18 protein-coding genes are annotated in these 18,502 nt (G+C 65.4%); 6 read left to right on the top strand and 12 right to left on the bottom strand.

The genetic code is table 11. From position 1 onward, the window contains the following. Window positions 1-89: 89 nt before the first annotated feature. The 3 genes from ACVMDN_RS39720 to ACVMDN_RS39710 form a co-directional block, all read right to left on the bottom strand. The gene (locus ACVMDN_RS39720; protein ID WP_371852085.1) at window positions 90-488 is read right to left on the bottom strand and encodes a hypothetical protein; all 399 of its coding nucleotides are present in this window, start codon (window positions 486-488) and stop codon (window positions 90-92) included. Between the two features lie 722 nt (window positions 489-1,210). After that, the gene (locus ACVMDN_RS39715; protein ID WP_028337297.1) at window positions 1,211-1,441 is read right to left on the bottom strand and encodes a hypothetical protein; all 231 of its coding nucleotides are present in this window, start codon (window positions 1,439-1,441) and stop codon (window positions 1,211-1,213) included. A 68-nt stretch (window positions 1,442-1,509) separates the two neighbouring features. Next, window positions 1,510-2,586, bottom strand: a complete 1,077-nt coding sequence (locus tag ACVMDN_RS39710; protein WP_076824839.1) for a flavodoxin family protein — start codon at window positions 2,584-2,586, stop codon at window positions 1,510-1,512. 198 nt (window positions 2,587-2,784) lie between these two features. On the opposite strand from ACVMDN_RS39710, the gene ACVMDN_RS39705 reads away from it, so the two are divergent. From ACVMDN_RS39705 to ACVMDN_RS39695, 3 genes are read left to right on the top strand one after another with little or no spacing between them, the layout of a single operon-like run. Further along, entirely contained in the window at window positions 2,785-3,408 is a 624-nt protein-coding gene (locus ACVMDN_RS39705) for a phosphatase PAP2 family protein (RefSeq protein ID WP_076824837.1), read from the top strand. Beyond that, entirely contained in the window at window positions 3,405-3,752 is a 348-nt protein-coding gene (locus tag ACVMDN_RS39700; RefSeq protein ID WP_057015633.1) for a DUF3147 family protein, read from the top strand. Before ACVMDN_RS39705 ends, ACVMDN_RS39700 begins: the two co-directional genes overlap by 4 nt. Then, window positions 3,749-4,237 (top strand): DUF3147 family protein, encoded by a 489-nt coding sequence (locus ACVMDN_RS39695; protein WP_076824835.1) that lies wholly within the window; start codon window positions 3,749-3,751, stop codon window positions 4,235-4,237. The genes ACVMDN_RS39700 and ACVMDN_RS39695 overlap by 4 nt, the downstream gene beginning before the upstream one ends. 6 nt (window positions 4,238-4,243) lie before the next feature. On the opposite strand, the gene ACVMDN_RS39690 is transcribed toward ACVMDN_RS39695, so the two are convergent. The 8 genes from ACVMDN_RS39690 to ACVMDN_RS39655 all read right to left on the bottom strand — a co-directional run bounded on the left by ACVMDN_RS39690 (window position 4,244) and on the right by ACVMDN_RS39655 (window position 13,018). After that, window positions 4,244-4,945 carry a branched-chain amino acid ABC transporter ATP-binding protein gene (locus tag ACVMDN_RS39690; protein WP_057015632.1) on the bottom strand — a complete coding sequence of 234 codons (702 nt, stop codon included), beginning with the start codon at window positions 4,943-4,945 and terminating at the stop codon, window positions 4,244-4,246. Further along, a complete protein-coding gene (locus ACVMDN_RS39685) occupies window positions 4,938-5,672 on the bottom strand; it encodes an ABC transporter ATP-binding protein (protein ID WP_028343255.1) in 735 nt (244 codons plus the stop codon). The genes ACVMDN_RS39690 and ACVMDN_RS39685 overlap by 8 nt, the downstream gene beginning before the upstream one ends. Continuing rightward, a complete protein-coding gene (locus ACVMDN_RS39680; RefSeq protein WP_253588262.1) occupies window positions 5,659-6,753 on the bottom strand; it encodes a branched-chain amino acid ABC transporter permease in 1,095 nt (364 codons plus the stop codon). Before ACVMDN_RS39680 ends, ACVMDN_RS39685 begins: the two co-directional genes overlap by 14 nt. Before the next feature lie 6 nt (window positions 6,754-6,759). After that, window positions 6,760-7,977 (bottom strand): substrate-binding protein, encoded by a 1,218-nt coding sequence (locus ACVMDN_RS39675; protein ID WP_028337305.1) that lies wholly within the window; start codon window positions 7,975-7,977, stop codon window positions 6,760-6,762. Window positions 7,978-7,981: 4 nt separating this feature from the next. Continuing rightward, window positions 7,982-8,839, bottom strand: a complete 858-nt coding sequence (locus ACVMDN_RS39670) for a branched-chain amino acid ABC transporter permease (protein WP_028337306.1) — start codon at window positions 8,837-8,839, stop codon at window positions 7,982-7,984. 54 nt (window positions 8,840-8,893) lie between these two features. Beyond that, window positions 8,894-10,408, bottom strand: coding sequence for an amidase (locus ACVMDN_RS39665; protein WP_456835804.1), 1,515 nt, complete (start codon window positions 10,406-10,408; stop codon window positions 8,894-8,896). A gap of 164 nt (window positions 10,409-10,572) precedes the next feature. Then, a complete protein-coding gene (locus ACVMDN_RS39660) occupies window positions 10,573-11,757 on the bottom strand; it encodes a substrate-binding domain-containing protein (protein ID WP_057015628.1) in 1,185 nt (394 codons plus the stop codon). Window positions 11,758-11,836: 79 nt separating this feature from the next. Then, complete coding sequence (locus tag ACVMDN_RS39655; protein ID WP_076824739.1) at window positions 11,837-13,018, bottom strand: substrate-binding domain-containing protein; 1,182 nt, start codon at window positions 13,016-13,018, stop codon at window positions 11,837-11,839. A gap of 178 nt (window positions 13,019-13,196) precedes the next feature. Between ACVMDN_RS39655 and ACVMDN_RS39650 the strand changes: the two genes are divergently transcribed. Both ACVMDN_RS39650 and ACVMDN_RS39645 read left to right on the top strand, forming a co-directional pair. Then, window positions 13,197-13,640, top strand: coding sequence for a MarR family winged helix-turn-helix transcriptional regulator (locus ACVMDN_RS39650; protein WP_016847408.1), 444 nt, complete (start codon window positions 13,197-13,199; stop codon window positions 13,638-13,640). Between the two features lie 165 nt (window positions 13,641-13,805). Continuing rightward, a complete protein-coding gene (locus tag ACVMDN_RS39645) occupies window positions 13,806-14,240 on the top strand; it encodes a VOC family protein (protein ID WP_076824737.1) in 435 nt (144 codons plus the stop codon). A 57-nt stretch (window positions 14,241-14,297) separates the two neighbouring features. Here the strand turns inward: ACVMDN_RS39645 and secA are convergent, their stop codons facing one another. Further along, window positions 14,298-17,162, bottom strand: a complete 2,865-nt coding sequence (gene secA / locus ACVMDN_RS39640) for a preprotein translocase subunit SecA (protein ID WP_076824735.1) — start codon at window positions 17,160-17,162, stop codon at window positions 14,298-14,300. Window positions 17,163-17,554: 392 nt separating this feature from the next. On the opposite strand from secA, the gene ACVMDN_RS39635 reads away from it, so the two are divergent. Then, on the top strand, window positions 17,555-18,481 hold the full coding sequence (locus ACVMDN_RS39635; RefSeq protein ID WP_076824733.1) for a peptidylprolyl isomerase: 927 nt from the start codon (window positions 17,555-17,557) through the stop codon (window positions 18,479-18,481). Window positions 18,482-18,502 lie beyond the last annotated feature (21 nt).

The following is an 18,502-nucleotide window of genomic DNA, read 5'->3' as shown; positions in this document are numbered from 1 at the left end:
TTCTGCGAGAAGAAGTATGTGTTCGACGCGGTGAAGGCGCCGGGCGCGACACGCGATCCGGTGTTCGACGCCTCCGCGAAGTGCCCGGCCTATGTGATCCCCGAGGAGATCGCGAGCGCCGTGCACGAGAAGGAGCAGAAGGACGCCGCCGAGACCGCCAAGCTGGTATCCAAGGGCACGCCCGTTGCGCGCCTCAACACCGGCATCGACGGCGGCATGAACGCGATCTTCGCCTCGAAGATTCCGGAAGGAAACACCGGCCTCTCCGAAGGCGGCGACAGCCAGGCGCTGGCCTCGATGTCGCTGGCGCGCGCGCCCGGCACGATCCCCGGTACGGTCAATCCGCCGAAGCCCAATCTCGCGGTCCAGCAGGAAGAGCCGGTCGTGGCGACAACGTCGTCCACCGCATCGTCGGCCAGCACCCGCGTCGCCTCGGCGAACGCGTCCGACAAATCCGCCTCTGACAAATCCGCCTCTGACAAATCCACCTCTGACAAATCCGAAGGCTTCTTCTCCAGTTTTGCCCGCAAGGTCGGGATCGGCGGCACCGCCGACGCCAGCAAGACGACCGCGCCGGCTCCGGCCGCTGCCGCACCAGCCAAGCCGAAGGTCGCCGAGGCCAAGCCGCAATCGGTGGTTCGCGTCGCCCCCAAGGCTGAGCCGAAGCAGGCCGCCAAGCCCGCGCCGAAGCCGGCAGTGACCACGGCCGCAGCCGCCGCACCGGCCCCGTCGTCGTCGACCCAACTCGCCGGCTCCGCGCCTGTGGTGCAGACCAACTCGTTCGACACCCGCTTCTCGGCGGTGAAGTAGGCGGGGCGCGTCTGCGCGAAGACAGCTCGCTGCCGCTTGTCGCAATGCTGCTGTAGCGCAAACTATTTCCAGCCGTCGTCCCTGCGAAAGCAGGGACCCATAACCACCGAACTTGATCGTGAATGGGATCGTTGGCCCCAGCGTCGCGCAACAACTCTCATTTGGGGTAATGGGTCCTGGCTTTCGCCAGGACGACATTGAGTGTGTGGCGCGGTCTGTGAGTCACACCACAACGTTCTCGCGACATGATTTGTCCGAGCTTTGCTCTTCGTTCCGCTCTCTCCGTTGGCAGAGCGCGCAGGGAGGCCGGGCGCCGATCGCACTCAAGGCGCCGCACCGCCAGCTCGCGGCTTCAAACGCCACGCTCCGTCACGTCGCATGCGCGTTGGCAGGCGACGGGTTACATTCCGTGGCTTTCGAAAACCTTCTTGCAGCTTCGGCTCAGGCTGGCCCGCTTCATCTGAAGACAGTTCTGCACGGCACCGTCATTGCCGAGGTCCTTCCGGCAGAAGCGCTGTGCATCGCGCGTGCACGCGCTCTGTTCCGATGGCGTACCGGAATGCTGCGCCAACGCGGCACCGCTGCTCATCACGGCAGCAGCAACAAGAGCTGCAATCGAAATATAGCGCATTGTGACTTCCTCCCGCGGCCTAACGGGCAGCGGGGGCCCATCGTTCCTTTGGGAACCCGGATTCCATCCTACTTCGGCCGCGGGTCCTCAAGCCCCTTGCCGGGATCTTCCAGATGCCCGGTGCGCGCGAGGTCGACGGCGGCGCCGAGCGCCTGCGCGACATTGCGCACCTGTTCCTGGAAGGCCTTGTCTTCGTCGAGATCGCGATGCGACGTCGCATAGGGCTTCATGTAGCCGACATAGCCATCGATCTCGGCCCTGCCGCCGGCCGAGATCAACTCCATGTCGGTGAGCCAGTCCGCAAGAAAGCGGCGGCATGTTTCCGCACCGACGCTGTCGCCGTGGACCACGATGCCGAAATGCCGGCCGCGCAAATGCTTGGGGTATGGCCAGCCCTTGAGTTCGAGCGCCTTGGCTTCGCTCGCGGTCTTACCGTGGGTCGAGGTCGGATCGAGATTGCCGCCATCGGCGCAGACCAGGCGATCGATCATCGCCTTGAGTCCGGTCGGCGTCTGGTACCAGTTGACGGGCGAGATGATCATGATGCCGTGCGCGCGCACCCACAGCGGATAGATCTCGTTCATCCAGTCGTCGGTTTGCCCGAGCGAGTAGTTCGGATAGCAGCTGCACGGCCAGTGGCAGAGTGCCATCGAGGTGGAGACGCAGGACTTGCAGGGGTGAATCTCCCTGCCGAACTCGGACGTCAGCCGCGACAGATCGAGCACATCGACCGCGAGGCCCATCTCGCGGAAGGCGGCCTCGGCGATCTCGACCATGCGCCAGCTTTTGGACATCTCGCCGGGACACGTGTGCTCGCTGCGCGAGGAGCCGTTGATCAGCAGGATATGCGGCGCTTCGTTTGGATCGTCGTGCCTGCGTTGCGCTTCATCGATGGCATCGCGCGCGGACAGCCAATCGACCGCGAGATCATAGTCGGGATCGGCAAAACCGGGGCCGGCCTTGCGGGTAACCGGCGCCTTGCGCGAATGACGATAGGCGTCCCAGGCGCCGGCGATGATCGTCGCAAGCTCCGTCTGCATGGATTGAAAGACCGGATCGGCAAATCGCTTGCGGTAGCGCCGTTCGAATTCATCGCGCGAAAGCTTGACCGGCGGCATCCCCTTGCGAACGTCCGGCTCCGTCATCGACACCTCTCCCTGCCTACAATCCATCGCCCGCCGTGCATCCCGGTTGGCGCGCGAAACCTCGGGATGAGACCTTGGGATCAAGTCGAGACGGGCAGAGGCTAAAGACCATCGATCTGCATTTGGTTCCTCCGGGCGATGCCTCGCACGCCGGTTAGGACCCATGCCGCGGCTGGCGCGTTGGATGGGAACCTGATCATGCATACGACAGCCCGAGTTCGCGCACGCCGCCAGCGAGGCGCCCCCTTCCCGATCACCATTCGCCCGACCGCGGCGGACGCCATGATCGCGCGTGCGATCGCCCGCAACACCGCACCTGCGCCGGAAGAGATCGCCCGCACACTGACCTGGGGCGCTGACGAAAAGGTCCTGCTTGCGCTCGCCGCCGCAGGCTGGCTCGCCTCGCGCGGGCGCGGCGCCTCGCTCGAGCGCGCCGGCAATCACGCGCTGCTGGTGACGGTCGCAGCATCGCTGCTGCCGCATGGCCTGAAGTTGCTGTTCAACCAGACTCGCCCGGATCGCCTGACCGTGGCCGGCCATGCCAACGGCATCCCGATCTCTGGCAAGCGCGACGACGCCTTCCCATCCGGCCACGCGCTGCATATGGGCGCGCTGGCGTCGGCGGCAGCGACATTGCCCGCCGGCGCGCGCCGCCCAATCCAGGCACTCGCGGTCGGCCTCTCGCTGACGCGCGTTATGGTTCTCGCACACTGGACGAGCGACGTGATCGCGGGATTCGGGCTCGGAGCACTTCTCGAGCGGCTGCTGCGATTGTGGACCGGCTATCCCGGTGACGATCCACCGCGGGGCAAGGCGCGATGAGCGAATATGTCATCCGCTTTCTCGTGGGCGGGGCCGTGGTGTCGGCCTTCGCGATGCTGGGTGACGTGCTGCGTCCGAAGAGCTTCGCCGGGCTGTTCGGCGCGGCGCCGTCGGTTGCGCTCGCCACCCTCGGCATCGCCGTGTACCAGCACGGCACCGACTATGCCGGCCTGCAGAGCCGCGCGATGATGGCTGGCGCCGTTGCGCTGGCCATCTATAGCTTCGTGGTCTGCCAATTGCTGATTCGCGCGAGGCTCCGCGCTGCCCCCGCCACCTTGCTGGCGCTTGTCGTCTGGCTCGCGATCGTCTTCGGCTTGCTGGGCGTTGCCGGAGGACAGGCATGACACCGGTCCGCGTCTCACTGTCCTCGCTCAGGGAAAGCCGGTGGACCGAATATCTGATCCGCTTCGTGCTCGGTGGCGGCGCCACCGTCCTGACCGGACTGATCAGCAGCACGTGCGGCGCCTATGTCGGCGGCGCCTTTCTTGCACTCCCCGCCATCTTCTGCGCCAGCGCCACCCTCATCGAGAAGCATGAAATCCGCCGCAAGCGGAACGCCGGCCTCGACGGCACGTGGCGCGGGCAGCAGGCCGCGGCGCTCGATGCGGCGGGCGCAGCGCTCGGCGCGGTCGGCATGCTGGCATTCGCCATCGTCTTCGCGCTGACGGTGGGCCGCAGCGTCCCGGCCGCCTTCATCGCGGCATCGCTGGCCTGGCTGATCTGCTCGGTCGCGGCCTGGTATGTGCGTCGCGAGATACGATCGGCACGGCGGACGCGGACGCCGGGAGACGGCGTGATCGGCCGCAAGGCCGACCGCCTGCCGCATTGAAGCCTGCTACGGCGCCAGATAGCGCAGCAGTTCCGGATCGCTCCGCACCTCGCTGGCGCCGCCCTGCAGCGCGACGCGGCCGCGGTCCAGCACATAGGCATAGTCGGCGACGCGCAGCGCGAGGTCGAGATGCTGCTCGACGATCACGACCGAGATGCTTTTGGCGAGCTCGATCAGCCGTTCGGTGATCTCCTCGATCACGCCGATCCAGACGCCTTCGGTCGGCTCGTCCAGCAGCAGCAACTTTGGATTGCCGAGCATGGCGCGGCCGATCGCCAGCATCTTGCGCTCGCCGCCGGACAGCGTGCCGGCCGGCTGGTCGAGCCGCTGGCCGAGTTTCGGAAAGATGGCCAGCACGCGATCGACGGCGCTGGCATCGGAATTGAACAGCGAGCCGACGGCGAGGTTGTCGCGCACCGACAGGCGGGCGAACACCGAATGCTCCTGCGGCACATAGCCGATGCCGGAGCGCACCCGCTCCTCGGTGCGGCGGCGGGTGATGTCGCGGCCGTCGAAGAACAACTCGCCCTGCGAGCTTGCGAGCTCGCCGACGATGGTCTTCATCAGCGTGGTCTTGCCGGCGCCGTTGCGGCCGAGCACGGCGACGCCGCCGCGCCAGGGAATGCCGATGTTGACATCGAACAGGACCTGGCTGCGGCCATAACCGGCGTCGAGATGCCGGATATCGAGGAAGGTTTGCTCAGGCACGGCGAAGATAGATCTCCTGGACGCTTTTGTTGGCCTGGATTTCCGCGACCGTTCCCGAGGCCAGCACCTTGCCCTGGTCGAGCACGGTGAGGCGGTCGCAGATGTCGCGGATGAAATCGAGGTCGTGTTCGACGATGACGAGCGAGCAATGCTGCTTGATCGGCTGCAACAGCTCGCCGGTGACGCGGCGCTCCTCGAGGCTCATGCCGCCGGTCGGCTCGTCCAGCAGCAACAGCCGCGGCTTGCCGGCGAGCGCCATCGCGATCTCGAGCCATTGCTGCTGGCCGTGCGACAGCGCCGCGGCGGCATCATGCGCGCGATCGGCGAGCCGGAACTGGGTCAGCATCGTCATCACCTGATCGTGCAGCTTCTTGCGGGTGCGCGACAGCACCAGGTCGAACAGCGAGCAGTGCGCCTGCAGCGCCAGCAGGATGTTGTCGTACAGCGTCAGCGTCGGCAGCACCGAGGTGATCTGGAACTTCAGGCTCATGCCGGCGCGGGCGCGCTCGGTCGGCGTGAACGCCGTGATGTCGGTGTTGATGAAGCTGACCTTGCCGGTGGTCGGCACCTCGGCGCCGGCGACGCATTTCATCAGCGTGCTCTTGCCCGAGCCGTTCGGGCCGATCAGGCCGTGGAACTCGTTCTCGCCGACGGTCAGCGCTGCACCGTCGAGCGCGGTCAGCTTGCCGAACACTTTGCTGATCCCTTGCGCCTCAAGGAGCGGCATTGCCGGTCTCCTTCGGGGCTTTGCCGAAACTGCCGACCCGCTCGCGCTCGCCGAGCACGAAGGAGATCAGCCCGAGCGGCCGGAACATGATGACGAGCAGCAGCAGCACGCCGAGGATGATCGGCCAGACGTCGCGGTAATTGTCGGACAGCCAGAAGCTGACGCCCTCGATGATCACGGTGCCGATCACGGCGCCGATCAGCGTGCCGGAGCCGCCGAACAAGACGTAGAGCACGACCTGGGTCGAGAACACGACGCCCAGCATGTTGGGCCAGACGAAGCCCTCGTGGAAGGCATAGAGGCTGCCGGCAAGACCGGCGATGGTGCCGCCGACTGCAAAGATGATCGCCTTCAGATGCTGCGCCTTGTAGCCGAAGAAGGCGATGCGCTGCTCGTTCTCGCGCAGGCCGGCGAGCGCGAGGCCGAATTGCGAGCGGACCAGGAAGCGGCAGAGCAGATAGACGACCACGAGGATGCCGAGCACCATGTAGTAGTAGATCGGCCCCTCCTCGAACTCGTAGCTGCCGAGGGTGAGCGGCGGGATCGACGGGATGCCGTTCTGGCCGCCGAGATAGTACCAGCCGCGCGCCAGCCGGTCCGCGGCATAGGAGCCGGTGAGGGTGCCGAGCGAGACGAAGATCACGCTCGAGGGATAACGCCCGAGCAGCAGGAAGCCGCCGAGCAGCAGCGACGCGGTGAGCCCGATCAGCGTTCCGGCAGGCAGGATCAGGAGGATCGAGGTGACGTTGAGATCGCGCGCCAAGAGCGCCACGCCGTAGCCGGCGGCGCCGAAGAACAGCGCCTGGCCGAAGCTCATGATGCCCGCATAGCCCCACACCAGGTCGAACGACAGGGCGAACAACGCGAGGATCACCACGCGGGTGGCGAACACCGTCAGATAGTCCTGCAGCACCCATGGCAGGACCAGTGCGATCAGCAGCACCAGCCCTTCCACGATCGGCAGGACCTTCCATCCTGCCGATACCCGTCCCGCCGGCGCGCTTGCGGCCGGTGCACCCTCGCCCGTCACGACATCTGGTTCCTCACCGACGCGTGCGACAGCCTCTCTTGCTCCAACCATGGTCGCTCAGCATTCCTTGGGATCAACGAGACCGTCGCTGCGCGCGACGATCTCATAGTTCCCGCCTTTGGCAACAGCGGTGTACATCTTCATCTTGCAGTGACGCTTGCCCGGCACCATCTCCGCCGGTCCGCCCGGCCCTTCGGCGATCTTGGCGTGGTCGAGCGCGGCCGCAACGGAGTCGCGGTCGACCTTGCCGGCCTCCTTGACCGCCGCCTCCCACAGCTTGAGGCCGCGATAGGTTCCGGTGGCGGCGCTGCCGGCCGCGAACAGGAAGTTGCCGGGGAAATCCTTCTCATAGGCTGCCTGGAGCTTGGCGTCGAACGGATCCTCCTTGGTCAGCACCTTGAAATAGTCGAGGCAGCTCGCAAGGCCCTCGATCTCGTTGGCCTGATTGATGTTGAGCGTGTTCTCGTCATAGTAGACGCAGGCGAGCCGCCCGCCGTTCTTGAGGAAGCCGGCTTCATAGAGCTGCTTGAAGAACGGGCCGACGCCGGGCGGGATCACGGTGTTGAAGACGACGTCGACCTTGTTGGAGATGACGCGGTTGACGGTGGCCGAGAAGTCGACCTGGTCGAGCGGGTAGTATTCCTCGAACACCACCTCGCCGCCGTTCGATTCGATCACCTTGCGGGCGTAGACGTTGAGCGTGTGCGGCCAGACATAGTTGGCGCTCGGCAGCGCGAATTTCTTGCCGCCGTTCTTGATCAGCCAGGGAATGAAGGTGTCGCATTGCTGCGCCGGGGTCGGTCCGGTGCAGAACAGATAGGGCGTGCACTCCTTGCCCTCGTAGAGCTGCGGATAGATGTAGAGCGTCTTGCCGCGCGCCACGATCGGATCCTTGATCGCATTGCGCATCGACGAGGTGATTCCGCCGAGCACCATGTCGACCTTGTCGCGCTGGATCAGCTTGCGGACATTGCCGACCGCGACCGATTCGTTCGAGGCAGTGTCCTCGATATAGAGCTCGAGCGGCCGGCCGAGCAGGCCGCCGCCGGCGTTGATCTCCTTGATCACCATCTTGGCGACGTTGGCGTCGGCGTTGCCGGCATAGGCGATCGGGCCGGTCAGGTCGGTCGCGATGCCGACCTTGATCGGTCCCTCCGCTGCGTTGGCCCAGTCGGGCCTGACCACCCAGCTGCCGACCCCGGTCGCGAGCGCGCCGGTCGCGAACGCGAAATTGCTCATGAAGCGGCGGCGCGTGAGATTGGTGCGATCGAACATCTGACTAAACCCCTTTTCCCGATATGAGGCCCTGTGGGCGGAATTTGATGAAGGCAATGGCGAGCACGAAGACCAGGACGTCGGCGACGACAGGAGACATCACCCAAGGCAGCGCCGCGCTGAGCGTGCCGATCACACCGGCGCCGGCGACCGGACCGATGAAGGAGCCGACCCCGCCGACCATCACGGCGACGAAGCCCTGGATCAGGAAGCGGATGCCGAGATCGGCGAACAGGCTGAACACCGGCACGATCAGCGCGCCGGCAAGTCCGGCCAGCGCCGCGCCGAACGCGAAGGTCGCCCCGTAGATCAGGGGCGTCGAGATGCCCGACGCGCGCGCCAGCGCCGGATTCTCCAGCGTGGCGCGGACCCGAAGCCCGAACGAGGTGCGCGCCAGCAAGAGATAGCAGCCACCCATCACCAACAGCGTGATCACGATGATGGTGAAGCGCCAGGCCGAGATGTGGACCGAACCGAGGTCGATCGAGCCGCCGATCGGCTCCGGCACCGTGAGATAGAAGCCGCCGATCAGGCCGCGCACGCTTTCGCGGATGATCAGGCCGAGCGCATAGGTGCCGAGCATCGCCACGATCGGCGCGGCGTAGAAGCGCCGGATTATGAGCGCCTCGAGCACGAAGCCGATCGCGCCGACCACGAAGGGCGCCGCGACCATGCCGGCCCAGACCGGTGCGCCATGGGCGTAGGCCAGATAGGTGACATAGGCCCCGAGCAGGACGAACTCGCCCTGCGCGAAGTTAAAGATGCCCATCATGCTGGCGATGATGCCGAGCCCGAGCACCACCAGCACGATGATCGCGCCGAAGCTCACGATCTCGAACGCCGCGGCAAAAGTGCTAGCCATGTCGTTCGATCCGGCGTTCGATCCATCCAGCCTGCGTCTGCAACAAGCGGCGCCTCACATCTTCTTCCAGTCGCCGGCCTGCTCGAAGGCGTGCGCGGCGCGGTAGATGGTGGATTCCTCGAACATCCGGCCGACCAGCATCAACCCGACCGGCAGGCCGTCGACCATGCCGCAGGGCAGCGACATCGCCGGGTGGTGGGTGATGTCGAACGGCGCGGTGTTGGTGATCATCTCGAGCGCACGGGCGACATAGTCCTCGCGGCTGGCATTGGCCGCCGGCAGCGCCGGCGCCTTCATCGGCGTGGTCGGCAGCAGCAGCAAGTCGTAATCCTTGAACGCCTTGTCATAGGCCGCGGTGAGGCGGCGGGAGATGTTGAGCGCCTTGCCGTAGAAGCGCGGACCGAAATTGTTGTTGATGTAGGTGCCGAGCATCATGAACAGCTTGGTGGTCTCCGACAGCGAGTCCGCCTGGCGGCGCCAGCCGCGATGGAAGTCCATCAGCGAGGTCGAATAGAGGTCGGGCCGGCTGAGGCCGTAGCCGTCGCCGAACATCATGGTCTGGGTCAGGCCTTCGGTGCCGATCGGGGTCCAGATCGCGGGGCCGACCATGTGCATCGGGATCGACACGGTGTCGACCGACGCGCCGAGATCCTTGAAGCGCTTGGCCGCCTCGCGCACGCTTTCATTGACCGCGGCTTCCGCGGTCGGCTGCTCGAAGCCTTCCTTGAGGATGCCGATCTTCATGCCCTTGACGCCCTTGCCCAGCGCCTTGGTGTAATCCTCGACCTTGGGCGCCTTGATGCGCGGATCGTAGCCGTCGTCGCCGGCGATCACCTCGAGCAGCAGCGCGTTGTCCTCCACCGTTGCGGTCATCGGTCCTGTGTGGTCGACGAAGATCTCGATCGGCATGATGCCGGTATAGGGCACGAGGCCCCAGGTCGGCTTCATGCCGTAGGTGCCGCAGAACGAGGACGGCATGCGGATCGAGCCGCCCTGGTCGCCGCCGATCGCCATGTCGACCTCGCCGAGCGCGACCACGACGCCGGAGCCCGACGACGAGCCGCCGGCCGAATAGCCCATCTTGTGCGGATTGTGCACCGCTCCGTAAGAGTTGGTGTGGCTGCCGCCGGACAGGCAGAAGTGCTCGCAATGGGTCTTGCCGGCGATCTCGGCGCCGGCATCGAGCATCCGCGTGACGATGGTGGCGTCGAAATCGGGGATATAGCCTTCCAGCGTCGACGAGCCGTTCGTCATCGGCACGCCGGCCAGCATGATGTTGTCCTTCAGCGCCACCGTCTTGCCCTTGAGCTTGCCGGACGCCGCGCCCTTCACGGTCGACTTGTAGTACCAGGCGTTGCACGGGTTCTCCTCTGGCGCCGGGCGATAGCCGGGCGTGCGCGGATATTTCACCGCAGGCAGTTCGTCCGGCATCGCGGCGATCACGTTGTAGGCGTCGATCGAGCCCTGCATCAGGCCCCGGAACGAGGCCACATCCTCATCGGTCAGTGACAGGCCGCACTGCTCGGCGACGGCACGAAGTTGCGTTGGCGTGGGAAGGACGACGGTCACGGCGCTCTCCTGATAGCTTTTGATCTTTGGATTTGATCCCTCGACGCAGGTGCAGCGGCGCGCTGCCCGCGCGAACCGCTCACCCCGTTGCTGTATTGAAAACGGAAATATTTTCCTTTTCAAGTATTATTTCGCAAAACCTTCCGGCGACGCTGTCGCACTGCTCAGATCGGCTTGATCACCCTGAAGTCGAGACCGTCGGCTTCGGCAAGATACATCGGCATCCTGGCATGGCCGCTGCGCACCGTGACCGGACCGCGCGGGCCGCGATAGACGAGGTTGTCCGCCGCCGCGAGCAGCGGCCGCATGTCCAGCGTGCCGGCGCGCTTGGCGGCGGCCTCGAGCAGGCAGAACCCTTCATAGGCGGACTCGCTGCACGAGCCGACCGGCGGCGCGAACGCACCGAACATCGCGCGATAGCGGTCCCTGAAATCGTCGCCTTCGCGTGAGCCGACGGAGGGGAAATAGCCGGAGGCGCAGTAAAGGTTCTCGGTCTTGTCGGCGCCGATGCCGAGCAGCGCCGTCTCGTCGAAACAGCCGGCAAAGCGCAGCGTGGTGGCGGCAAGGCCGGCATCGGCGAAGGCGCGGTTGAAGGTCACGCTATCGGTGCCGATCAGCGAGATCAGCACGACATCGGGTTTCGCGGCGCGGATGCGTTCCAGCTGCGCCTCGTGATTATCCTCGCCGACCGGCACGAACTCCTCGCCGACCACGAGCCCGCCGGTCTCCTTGATGTAACGCTTCACCGCGCGGTGCGACTGCCATGGCCAGACATAGTCGCTGCCGATCAGGTACCAGCGCGAGGCGCGCTTCGCCTCGGCCAGCCAGTGGATCGACGGCCGGTTCTGCCAGCGCGGCGTCTCGCCGATCGCGATGACGCCGGGCGTCCGCTCGCCGCCCTCATAGACCGGCGTGTAGATGTAGGGGATCTTGCTGCGGGTGATCAGGCCACGCAACGCGACGCGCACCGCGCTCGTGTGCATGCCCATGATGAGATCGACGTCGTCGGACGCGATCGCCTGCTCGGCGCGGTCGAGTACGTCCTCGATCGGTCCGCCGGCGTCATAGACCGAGAACTCGACCTCGCGGCCGAGGATGCCGCCGCGCCGGTTGATGTCGGCGACGGCGAGCTGTGCGCTCGAGGTCGCGGCCGGTCCCCACATCCCGGGCGAACCGGTGCAGCAGACGAAGCCGGCGATCCGAAGCCGGCTGCGCGCACCGCGCGGACCGAAACCGTCCCGATCCATCGGAGAAAACACCCGATCGGACCGCGCCGACGTCAGGTTCCGGAACAGCAGGGAAGGCGGGCATGGAAGGCCGCCATACCTGTTGCTCAAGGTTCGGGCCATGACGTAGGGCGTCGAATGCACACCTGCTCCTGTCTGGCACCGGCAAGCCGCGCGGCGAGCGCGGCATCGCCCGGTCCATCTAGATCGTCCTGATCACATTGAAGTCGAGACCGTCGGCCTCGGCAAGATAGATCGGCATCTCAGCGCGGCCGTCGCGAAGGGTGACGGTGCCGCGGGCGCCGCTGTAGACGAGGTTGTGCGCTGCGGCGGACAGCGGTCCGATCGACAGCGAGCGCGCCTGGTTGGCCGCCGCTTCGAGAAAGCGCATCCCCTCATAGTTCGACTGCCCGACCGAGCCGATCGGCGGCGCATGCGCCCCGAACATCGCGCGGTAGCTGGTCCGGAAGTCGTCATTGGCGCGCGAATCGATGCAGCCGAAATAGCCGGAGGCGCAGAACAGGTTTTGGGTCGAGTCCGGGCCGATGCCGAGCATCACGGTCTCGTCCATCGCGCCGGCGTAACGTAGCGTGGTCGCGGCAAGCCCGGCCTCGGCGAAGGCGCGGTTGAAGGTGATGCTGTCGGTGCCGATCAGGGTGATCAGCACGACATCGGGCCGTGCTGCGCGAATCCGCGCCAGATGCGGCTCGTGATTGTCCTCGCCGAGCGGGACGAATTCCTCGCCGACGACGTGGCCGCCGGCCTCCTTGATGTAGCGCTTCACCGCGCGATGCGACTGCCAGGGCCAGACATAATCGCTGCCGATCAGGTACCAGCGCTGCGCCTTCTTGACCTCGGTGAGCCAGTGGATCGCCGGCCGGCTTTCCGCGCGCGGCGTCTCGCCGATCGCCATCACCCCCGGCGTCCGCTCGCCGCCCTCATAGACCGGCGTGTAGACATAGGGGATGCGGCCGGCCGTGACCTTGCGCAGCGCGAGGCGCACCGCCGAGATATGCGAGCCCATGATCACGTCGATCTCGTCGAACGCGATCGCCCGCTCGGCGCGGCGCACCACCTCCTCGATCGGGCCGCCGGCGTCGTACATCGACAATTCGACCTCGCGGCCGCGGATGCCGCCGCGGCGGTTGATCTCGGCGACCGCGAGCATGACGCTGTTGGCGGAGATCGGCCCCCAGATCCCGGGCGCGCCCGAGAAGGTGATGAAATTGCCGATTCTAAGCTTGCTGTCGGTGCCGCCGCGGCGCGAGGACCCCGGCTTGACGGTCAAAGCGAGATCGGCCGCGCAGGACGACGGATTTCGAAACAGCAGCGGCGGCGCGACGGGCATGCCGCCATACGCCTGGAAAGAGACCGTCGAGAGCACGCCAACTCCTGTCTGGGAAGCAGTACGCAACGCAGCCAGCGGGCGGTCGCGGCATCCGCCCCTTGGTTGGGGGAATATCCTAGGTGAAAATATTGAATATTCAACAATTGAAGTGCATATAGAAACGGCATGAGTTGCCGGACATTCATTCACCGGGTCAGGAACCAGGTCTCACGCCGTGGCTAAACCGCCGAAAGAAAATTCCCCGATCACCGAACATCTCGCCTACCTGCTGGCGCAAGCCAACCGGGAGATCAACCGGCAGTTGGAGACGCGGCTCGCCAAGGAAGGCGTGCCGGTCGAGCAGTGGCGCATCCTGAAAGTGCTGTCCGACGGCAACGGCCACTCGATGGGCGAGCTTGCGGATGCTGTGCTGCTCAACCATCCGACGCTGACCAAGATGATCGACCGCATGGTGTCGGACGCGCTGGTCTATCGCGTCCAGGATCCCAAGGATCGCCGCAAGGTGCTGATGTTCGTCTCCGACCGCGGCAAGGCGCTGTGCCGGCGGCTCAACTCGCTCGCGGTGAGCCAGGAGGAGCACATCGTCGAGAGCTATGGCGACAAGTCGACCACCGAGCTCAAGCGCCTGCTGGAAAGCCTGATCGGCAGCGCCAATTAAGGCCGCGCCGGCCCGGCGCGCTCCTGCCGAAACCATCGAAAAAAGACCGGCAGGAAATGTCGGGATGCAGCGGTTTGGTGCGTCCTTGGGGCGCGCCCTGCGGCGCAGCCTTCGCGCGCCGTCGCGCAGGCTTCCCCGATCGACAATTAGCGAGGACTTCCCGTCATGACTTCGATCACGCCGTTCCTCTGGCTCGACAACAACGTCCGCGATGCCGTCGCCTTCTACCAATCGGTGTTTCCGAACGCGGAGATCGAGACCGTCAGCGATTTCATGGCGACCTTCGAGCTCGAGGGGCAGCGGTTCCACGCGCTCAATGGCGGGCCGCAGCACAAGTTCAACGAGGCGGTGTCGTTCTTCCTGAGCGTCGAGACCCAGGAGCAGGTGGACTACTTCTGGGAGAAGCTCACCGACGGCGGCCAGGAATCGCGCTGCGGCTGGCTCAAAGACCGCTTCGGCCTGTCCTGGCAGGTGATCCCGACCGCGCTCGGCCGCTATCTCGGCGCCCCCGATCGCAAGGCAGCCGACCGCGCGATGCAGGCGATGCTGAAGATGCAGAAGATCGTGATCGCCGATCTCGACAAGGCCTTCGCCGGCTGAAGGCGCTGCGGCTCGACGGGCGGGCCAGTCGCCCGCGGCGTCGGCGCGCGTGGCGGCTTAAGCGTACCGGCCGTGGCAGTGCTTGTACTTCTTGCCAGACCCGCAGGGGCAGTCCTCGTTGCGGCCGACCTTGCCCCAGCTCGCCGGATCGTTCGGATCGCGGTCGGTGGCAATCATCCCCGGCGCCAGCGAGGCCTGGGCGTAGGTCGCTTCGGTCAGGCGGGCCTGCGCGAACTCGTCCTCGCCGGTGTTGGGATCGAGCTTGTGCGCTTCCATCAGCGGCAGCGGCTGCGGCGGCTCCTCCGGCGGCACGATCTCGACCCGCATCAGCTGCGCGGTGACGGCCTCGCGCAGATGCGCGCTCATCTCCTGGAACAGGTTGAAGGCCTCGGTCTTGTACTCCTGCAACGGATCGCGCTGGCCATAGCCGCGCAGGCCGATCACCTGTCGCAGATGGTCGAGCATGATCAGGTGCTCGCGCCAGAGATGGTCCAGCGTCTGCAGCAGGATGGTCTTCTCGACGTAACGCATCACGTCGGGACCCCATTGCGCGACCTTGGCGGCCATGCGCTCGTCGACATGGGTCTCGATGCGCGTCAGCAGCTCCTCGTCGGCGATGCCCTCTTCCTTGGCCCATTCATCGACCGGCAGATCGACATCGAGCACACGCTTCAGCTCGTCCTTGAGGCCGGCGGTGTCCCACTGCTCGGCATAGGCGTGCTCGGGAATGTATTTGGCGACCACGTCCTCGACGAAGGCATGGCGCATGTCGGTCACGGTCTCGACGACGCTGTCGTCCTTCATCAGGTCGACGCGCTGGTCGAAGATCACCTTGCGCTGGTCGTTCTGGACGTTGTCGAACTTCAAGAGGTTCTTGCGGATGTCGAAGTTGCGCGCCTCGACCTTCTGCTGCGCCTTCTCGAGCGCCTTGTTGATCCAGGGATGGATGATCGCTTCGCCTTCCTGCAGGCCGAGCCGCTGCAGCATGCTGTCGAGCCGGTCGGAGCCGAAGATGCGCATCAGGTCGTCTTCCAGCGACAGGAAGAACTTCGAGCGGCCGGGATCGCCCTGACGGCCGGAACGGCCGCGCAGCTGGTTGTCGATGCGGCGGGATTCGTGACGCTCTGAGCCGATGATGTAGAGGCCGCCCGGCTTCTTCACGGTTTTCGCGGGCTTGTTGCCCTTGGCGGGCTCGACCTCGAAATCCTCTTCCGCCTTCAGCACGATCTCGCGGAAGCGCTCGATGTCGGCCTTGATCTGCTCGATCTTCTTGGCCTTCTCGGCCTCATCGGTGATCCCGGCGGTCTCCTGCTGGATCCGCATCTCGAGCGAGCCGCCGAGCTTGATGTCGGTGCCGCGGCCGGCCATGTTGGTCGCGATCGTGATCGCGCCCGGCACGCCGGCTTCCGCGACGATATAGGCTTCCTGCTCGTGGAAGCGCGCGTTCAGCACCGCGAACAGCTTTGCCGGCTTGCCGGCGCGCGCGGCGGCATAGAGCTTCTCCATGCCGGATTCGGACGTGAAGTCGATCTGCTTGTAGCCGTGCTTCTTCAAGTACTCGGCCAGCACTTCCGACTTCTCGATCGACGCCGTGCCGACCAGCACCGGCTGCAGCCGCTTGTTGGCGCGCTCGATCTCGGCAAGGATCGCGGCGTATTTCTCGTTCTGGGTGCGGTAGACCTCGTCGTCCTCGTCAAGGCGCGCCACCGGCAGGTTGGTCGGGATCTCAACGACCTCGAGCTTGTAGATGTCGAACAGTTCGTCGGCTTCGGTCAGCGCCGTGCCGGTCATGCCGGACAGCTTCTGGTACATCCGGAAATAGTTCTGGAAGGTGATCGAGGCCAGCGTCTGGTTCTCGGGCTGGACCGTGACGTGCTCCTTGGCTTCCAGCGCCTGGTGCAGGCCTTCCGAATAGCGCCGGCCCTGCATCATGCGGCCGGTGAACTCGTCGATGATGACGACCTCGTCGTCGCGGACGATGTAGTCCTTGTCGCGCGTGAACAGCGTGTGCGCGCGCAGCGCCTGGTTGACGTGATGCACGACGGAGACGTTCTCGACGTCGTACAGCGAGTCGCCCTTGAGCTGGCCGGCGTCGCGGAGCAGGTTCTCCAGCTTCTCCATGCCGGCTTCGGTCAGCGTCACCGTGCGCTGCTTCTCGTCGACCTCGTAGTCGTCCTTCTTGGCGAGATTCGGCATGAAGGTGTCGATGGTGTTGTAGAAATCCGAGCGGTCGTCGAGCGGGCCGGAGATGATCAGCGGCGTGCGCGCCTCGTCGATCAGGATCGAGTCCACTTCGTCGACGATCGCGTAATAGTGCTCGCGCTGGACCATGTCCTCCAGGCGGTACTTCATGTTGTCGCGCAGATAGTCGAAGCCGTATTCGTTGTTGGTGCCGTAGGTGATGTCGCAGGCATAAGCGGCCTTGCGCTCGGCGTCGTCGAGGCCGTGCACGATCACGCCGGTGGTCAGCCCCAGGAAGGCGTAGATCTGGCCCATCCAGCCGGAGTCGCGGCGGGCGAGGTAGTCGTTGACGGTGACGACGTGGACGCCCTTGCCGGCGAGCGCGTTCAGGTAGACCGCGAGCGTCGCGACCAGCGTCTTGCCTTCGCCGGTTTTCATCTCGGCGATGTCGCCCTCGTGCAGCACCATGCCGCCGATCAGCTGAACGTCGAAATGGCGCTGGCCGAGCGTCCGCTTGGCGGCCTCGCGTACGGTGGCGAAGGCCGGAACCAGGATGTCGTCCAGCGTCTTGCCGCTGGCGAGCTGCTGCTTGAACTCGGCGGTGCGGGCCTTGAGCTGTTCGTCCGTCAGTTTGACGAGCTCGGGCTCCAGCGCATTGATGGCGTTGACGCGGGATTGATACCCCTTGACCCGACGGTCGTTGGCGGAGCCGAAAAACTTGCGGGCGAGCGCGCCGATCATGCGAAATTCCTGTTCTTCGGTCTCGAGTTCGGTCTTCGTTCAGTGTTGGAATTCAATTTGGAATTCAGTCTTGGATTACAGCCTGAGATGGTCCGCCGGATCGCCTATCAACTCAACGTGACGCGCTACGGTTCGAGCCCCGGCCCGGGGGCTCCTCCGCCAATTGAGTGGGAAACAGGCCATCCTGGGTTCAACGGCGAAAAACGCAGCAAAATAAGCGCTCTCGCCGCTGACGCGGTTGGCCAGAGATATGGCCCGGTCGGGGGGTTGTCAACGCTGGCAAGATGTCAAGGAATTCATCATTTTGACAAGACTTTCGCGTTGCCAATGTAACACGATTGGGCGAGTGTCCGCCCCGCTCGAGCTTCCCCCCTTTGAGACAAGGATTTTGCATGACCACCTCGCCCCCGGAAACCAAAACCGGCCTGCGCCTCGGCCTCGCCACCCTGGCCGCGACGGGCTGTCTTGTCGCAGTGCTGGCTGCCGGCCTCCCGGTCCGGGCCGCGGAATCCGACCCGGTGCTGGCGAAGGTCAACGGCTCGGAGATCCACGCCAGCGACGTGGCGCTCGCCGAGGAGGAACTCGGCCAGAGCCTGCAGCAGATGGACCCCTCGACCCGCAAGGACAACGTGCTGTCCTTCCTGATCGACATGAAGATCGTGTCCAAGGCCGCCGAGGACAAGAAGATCGAGAACAATGACGACTTCAAGAAGCGGCTCGCCTTCACCCGCAACCGCCTGTTGATGGACAGCCTGCTTGCCAGCGAGGGCAAGGCCGCGACCACCGACGACGCCATGAAGAAGGTCTATGAGGAGGCCGCCAAGCAGATCACAGGCGAGCAGGAGGTGCACGCCCGCCACATCCTGGTCGAGACCGAGGACGAGGCCAAGGCGATCAAGGCCGAGCTCGACAAGGGCGCCGATTTCGGCGAGCTCGCCAAGAAGAAGTCCAAGGACCCCGGCGCCTCCGACGGCGGCGACCTCGGCTTCTTCACCAAGGAGCAAATGGTGCCGGAATTCTCCGCGGTCGCCTTCTCGCTCGAGCCGGGCAAGATCTCCGATCCGGTCAAGTCGCAGTTCGGCTGGCACATCATCAAGGTCGAGGAAAAGCGCAACCGCAAGGCGCCCGACTTCGAGCAGGTGAAGGCCCAGATCGAGACCTATGTGACCCGCAAGGCCCAGGCCGACTATGTCGCCAAGCTGCGCGAGGCCGCCAAGGTCGAGCGCATGGACAAGCCGGCCGATGCGGCCGCGCCGGCGGATGCCGCCAAGGACGCGCCGAAGCCGGCCGACAACAAGATGGCGCCGGCGAAGAAGTAAGCTTTGCGACGTCGATAGCTT

Source organism: Bradyrhizobium sp. USDA 4510 (assembly GCF_054059095.1).
Note: the sequence above shows the minus strand (reverse complement) of the source record. Positions and strands in the feature narration are given on the sequence as shown.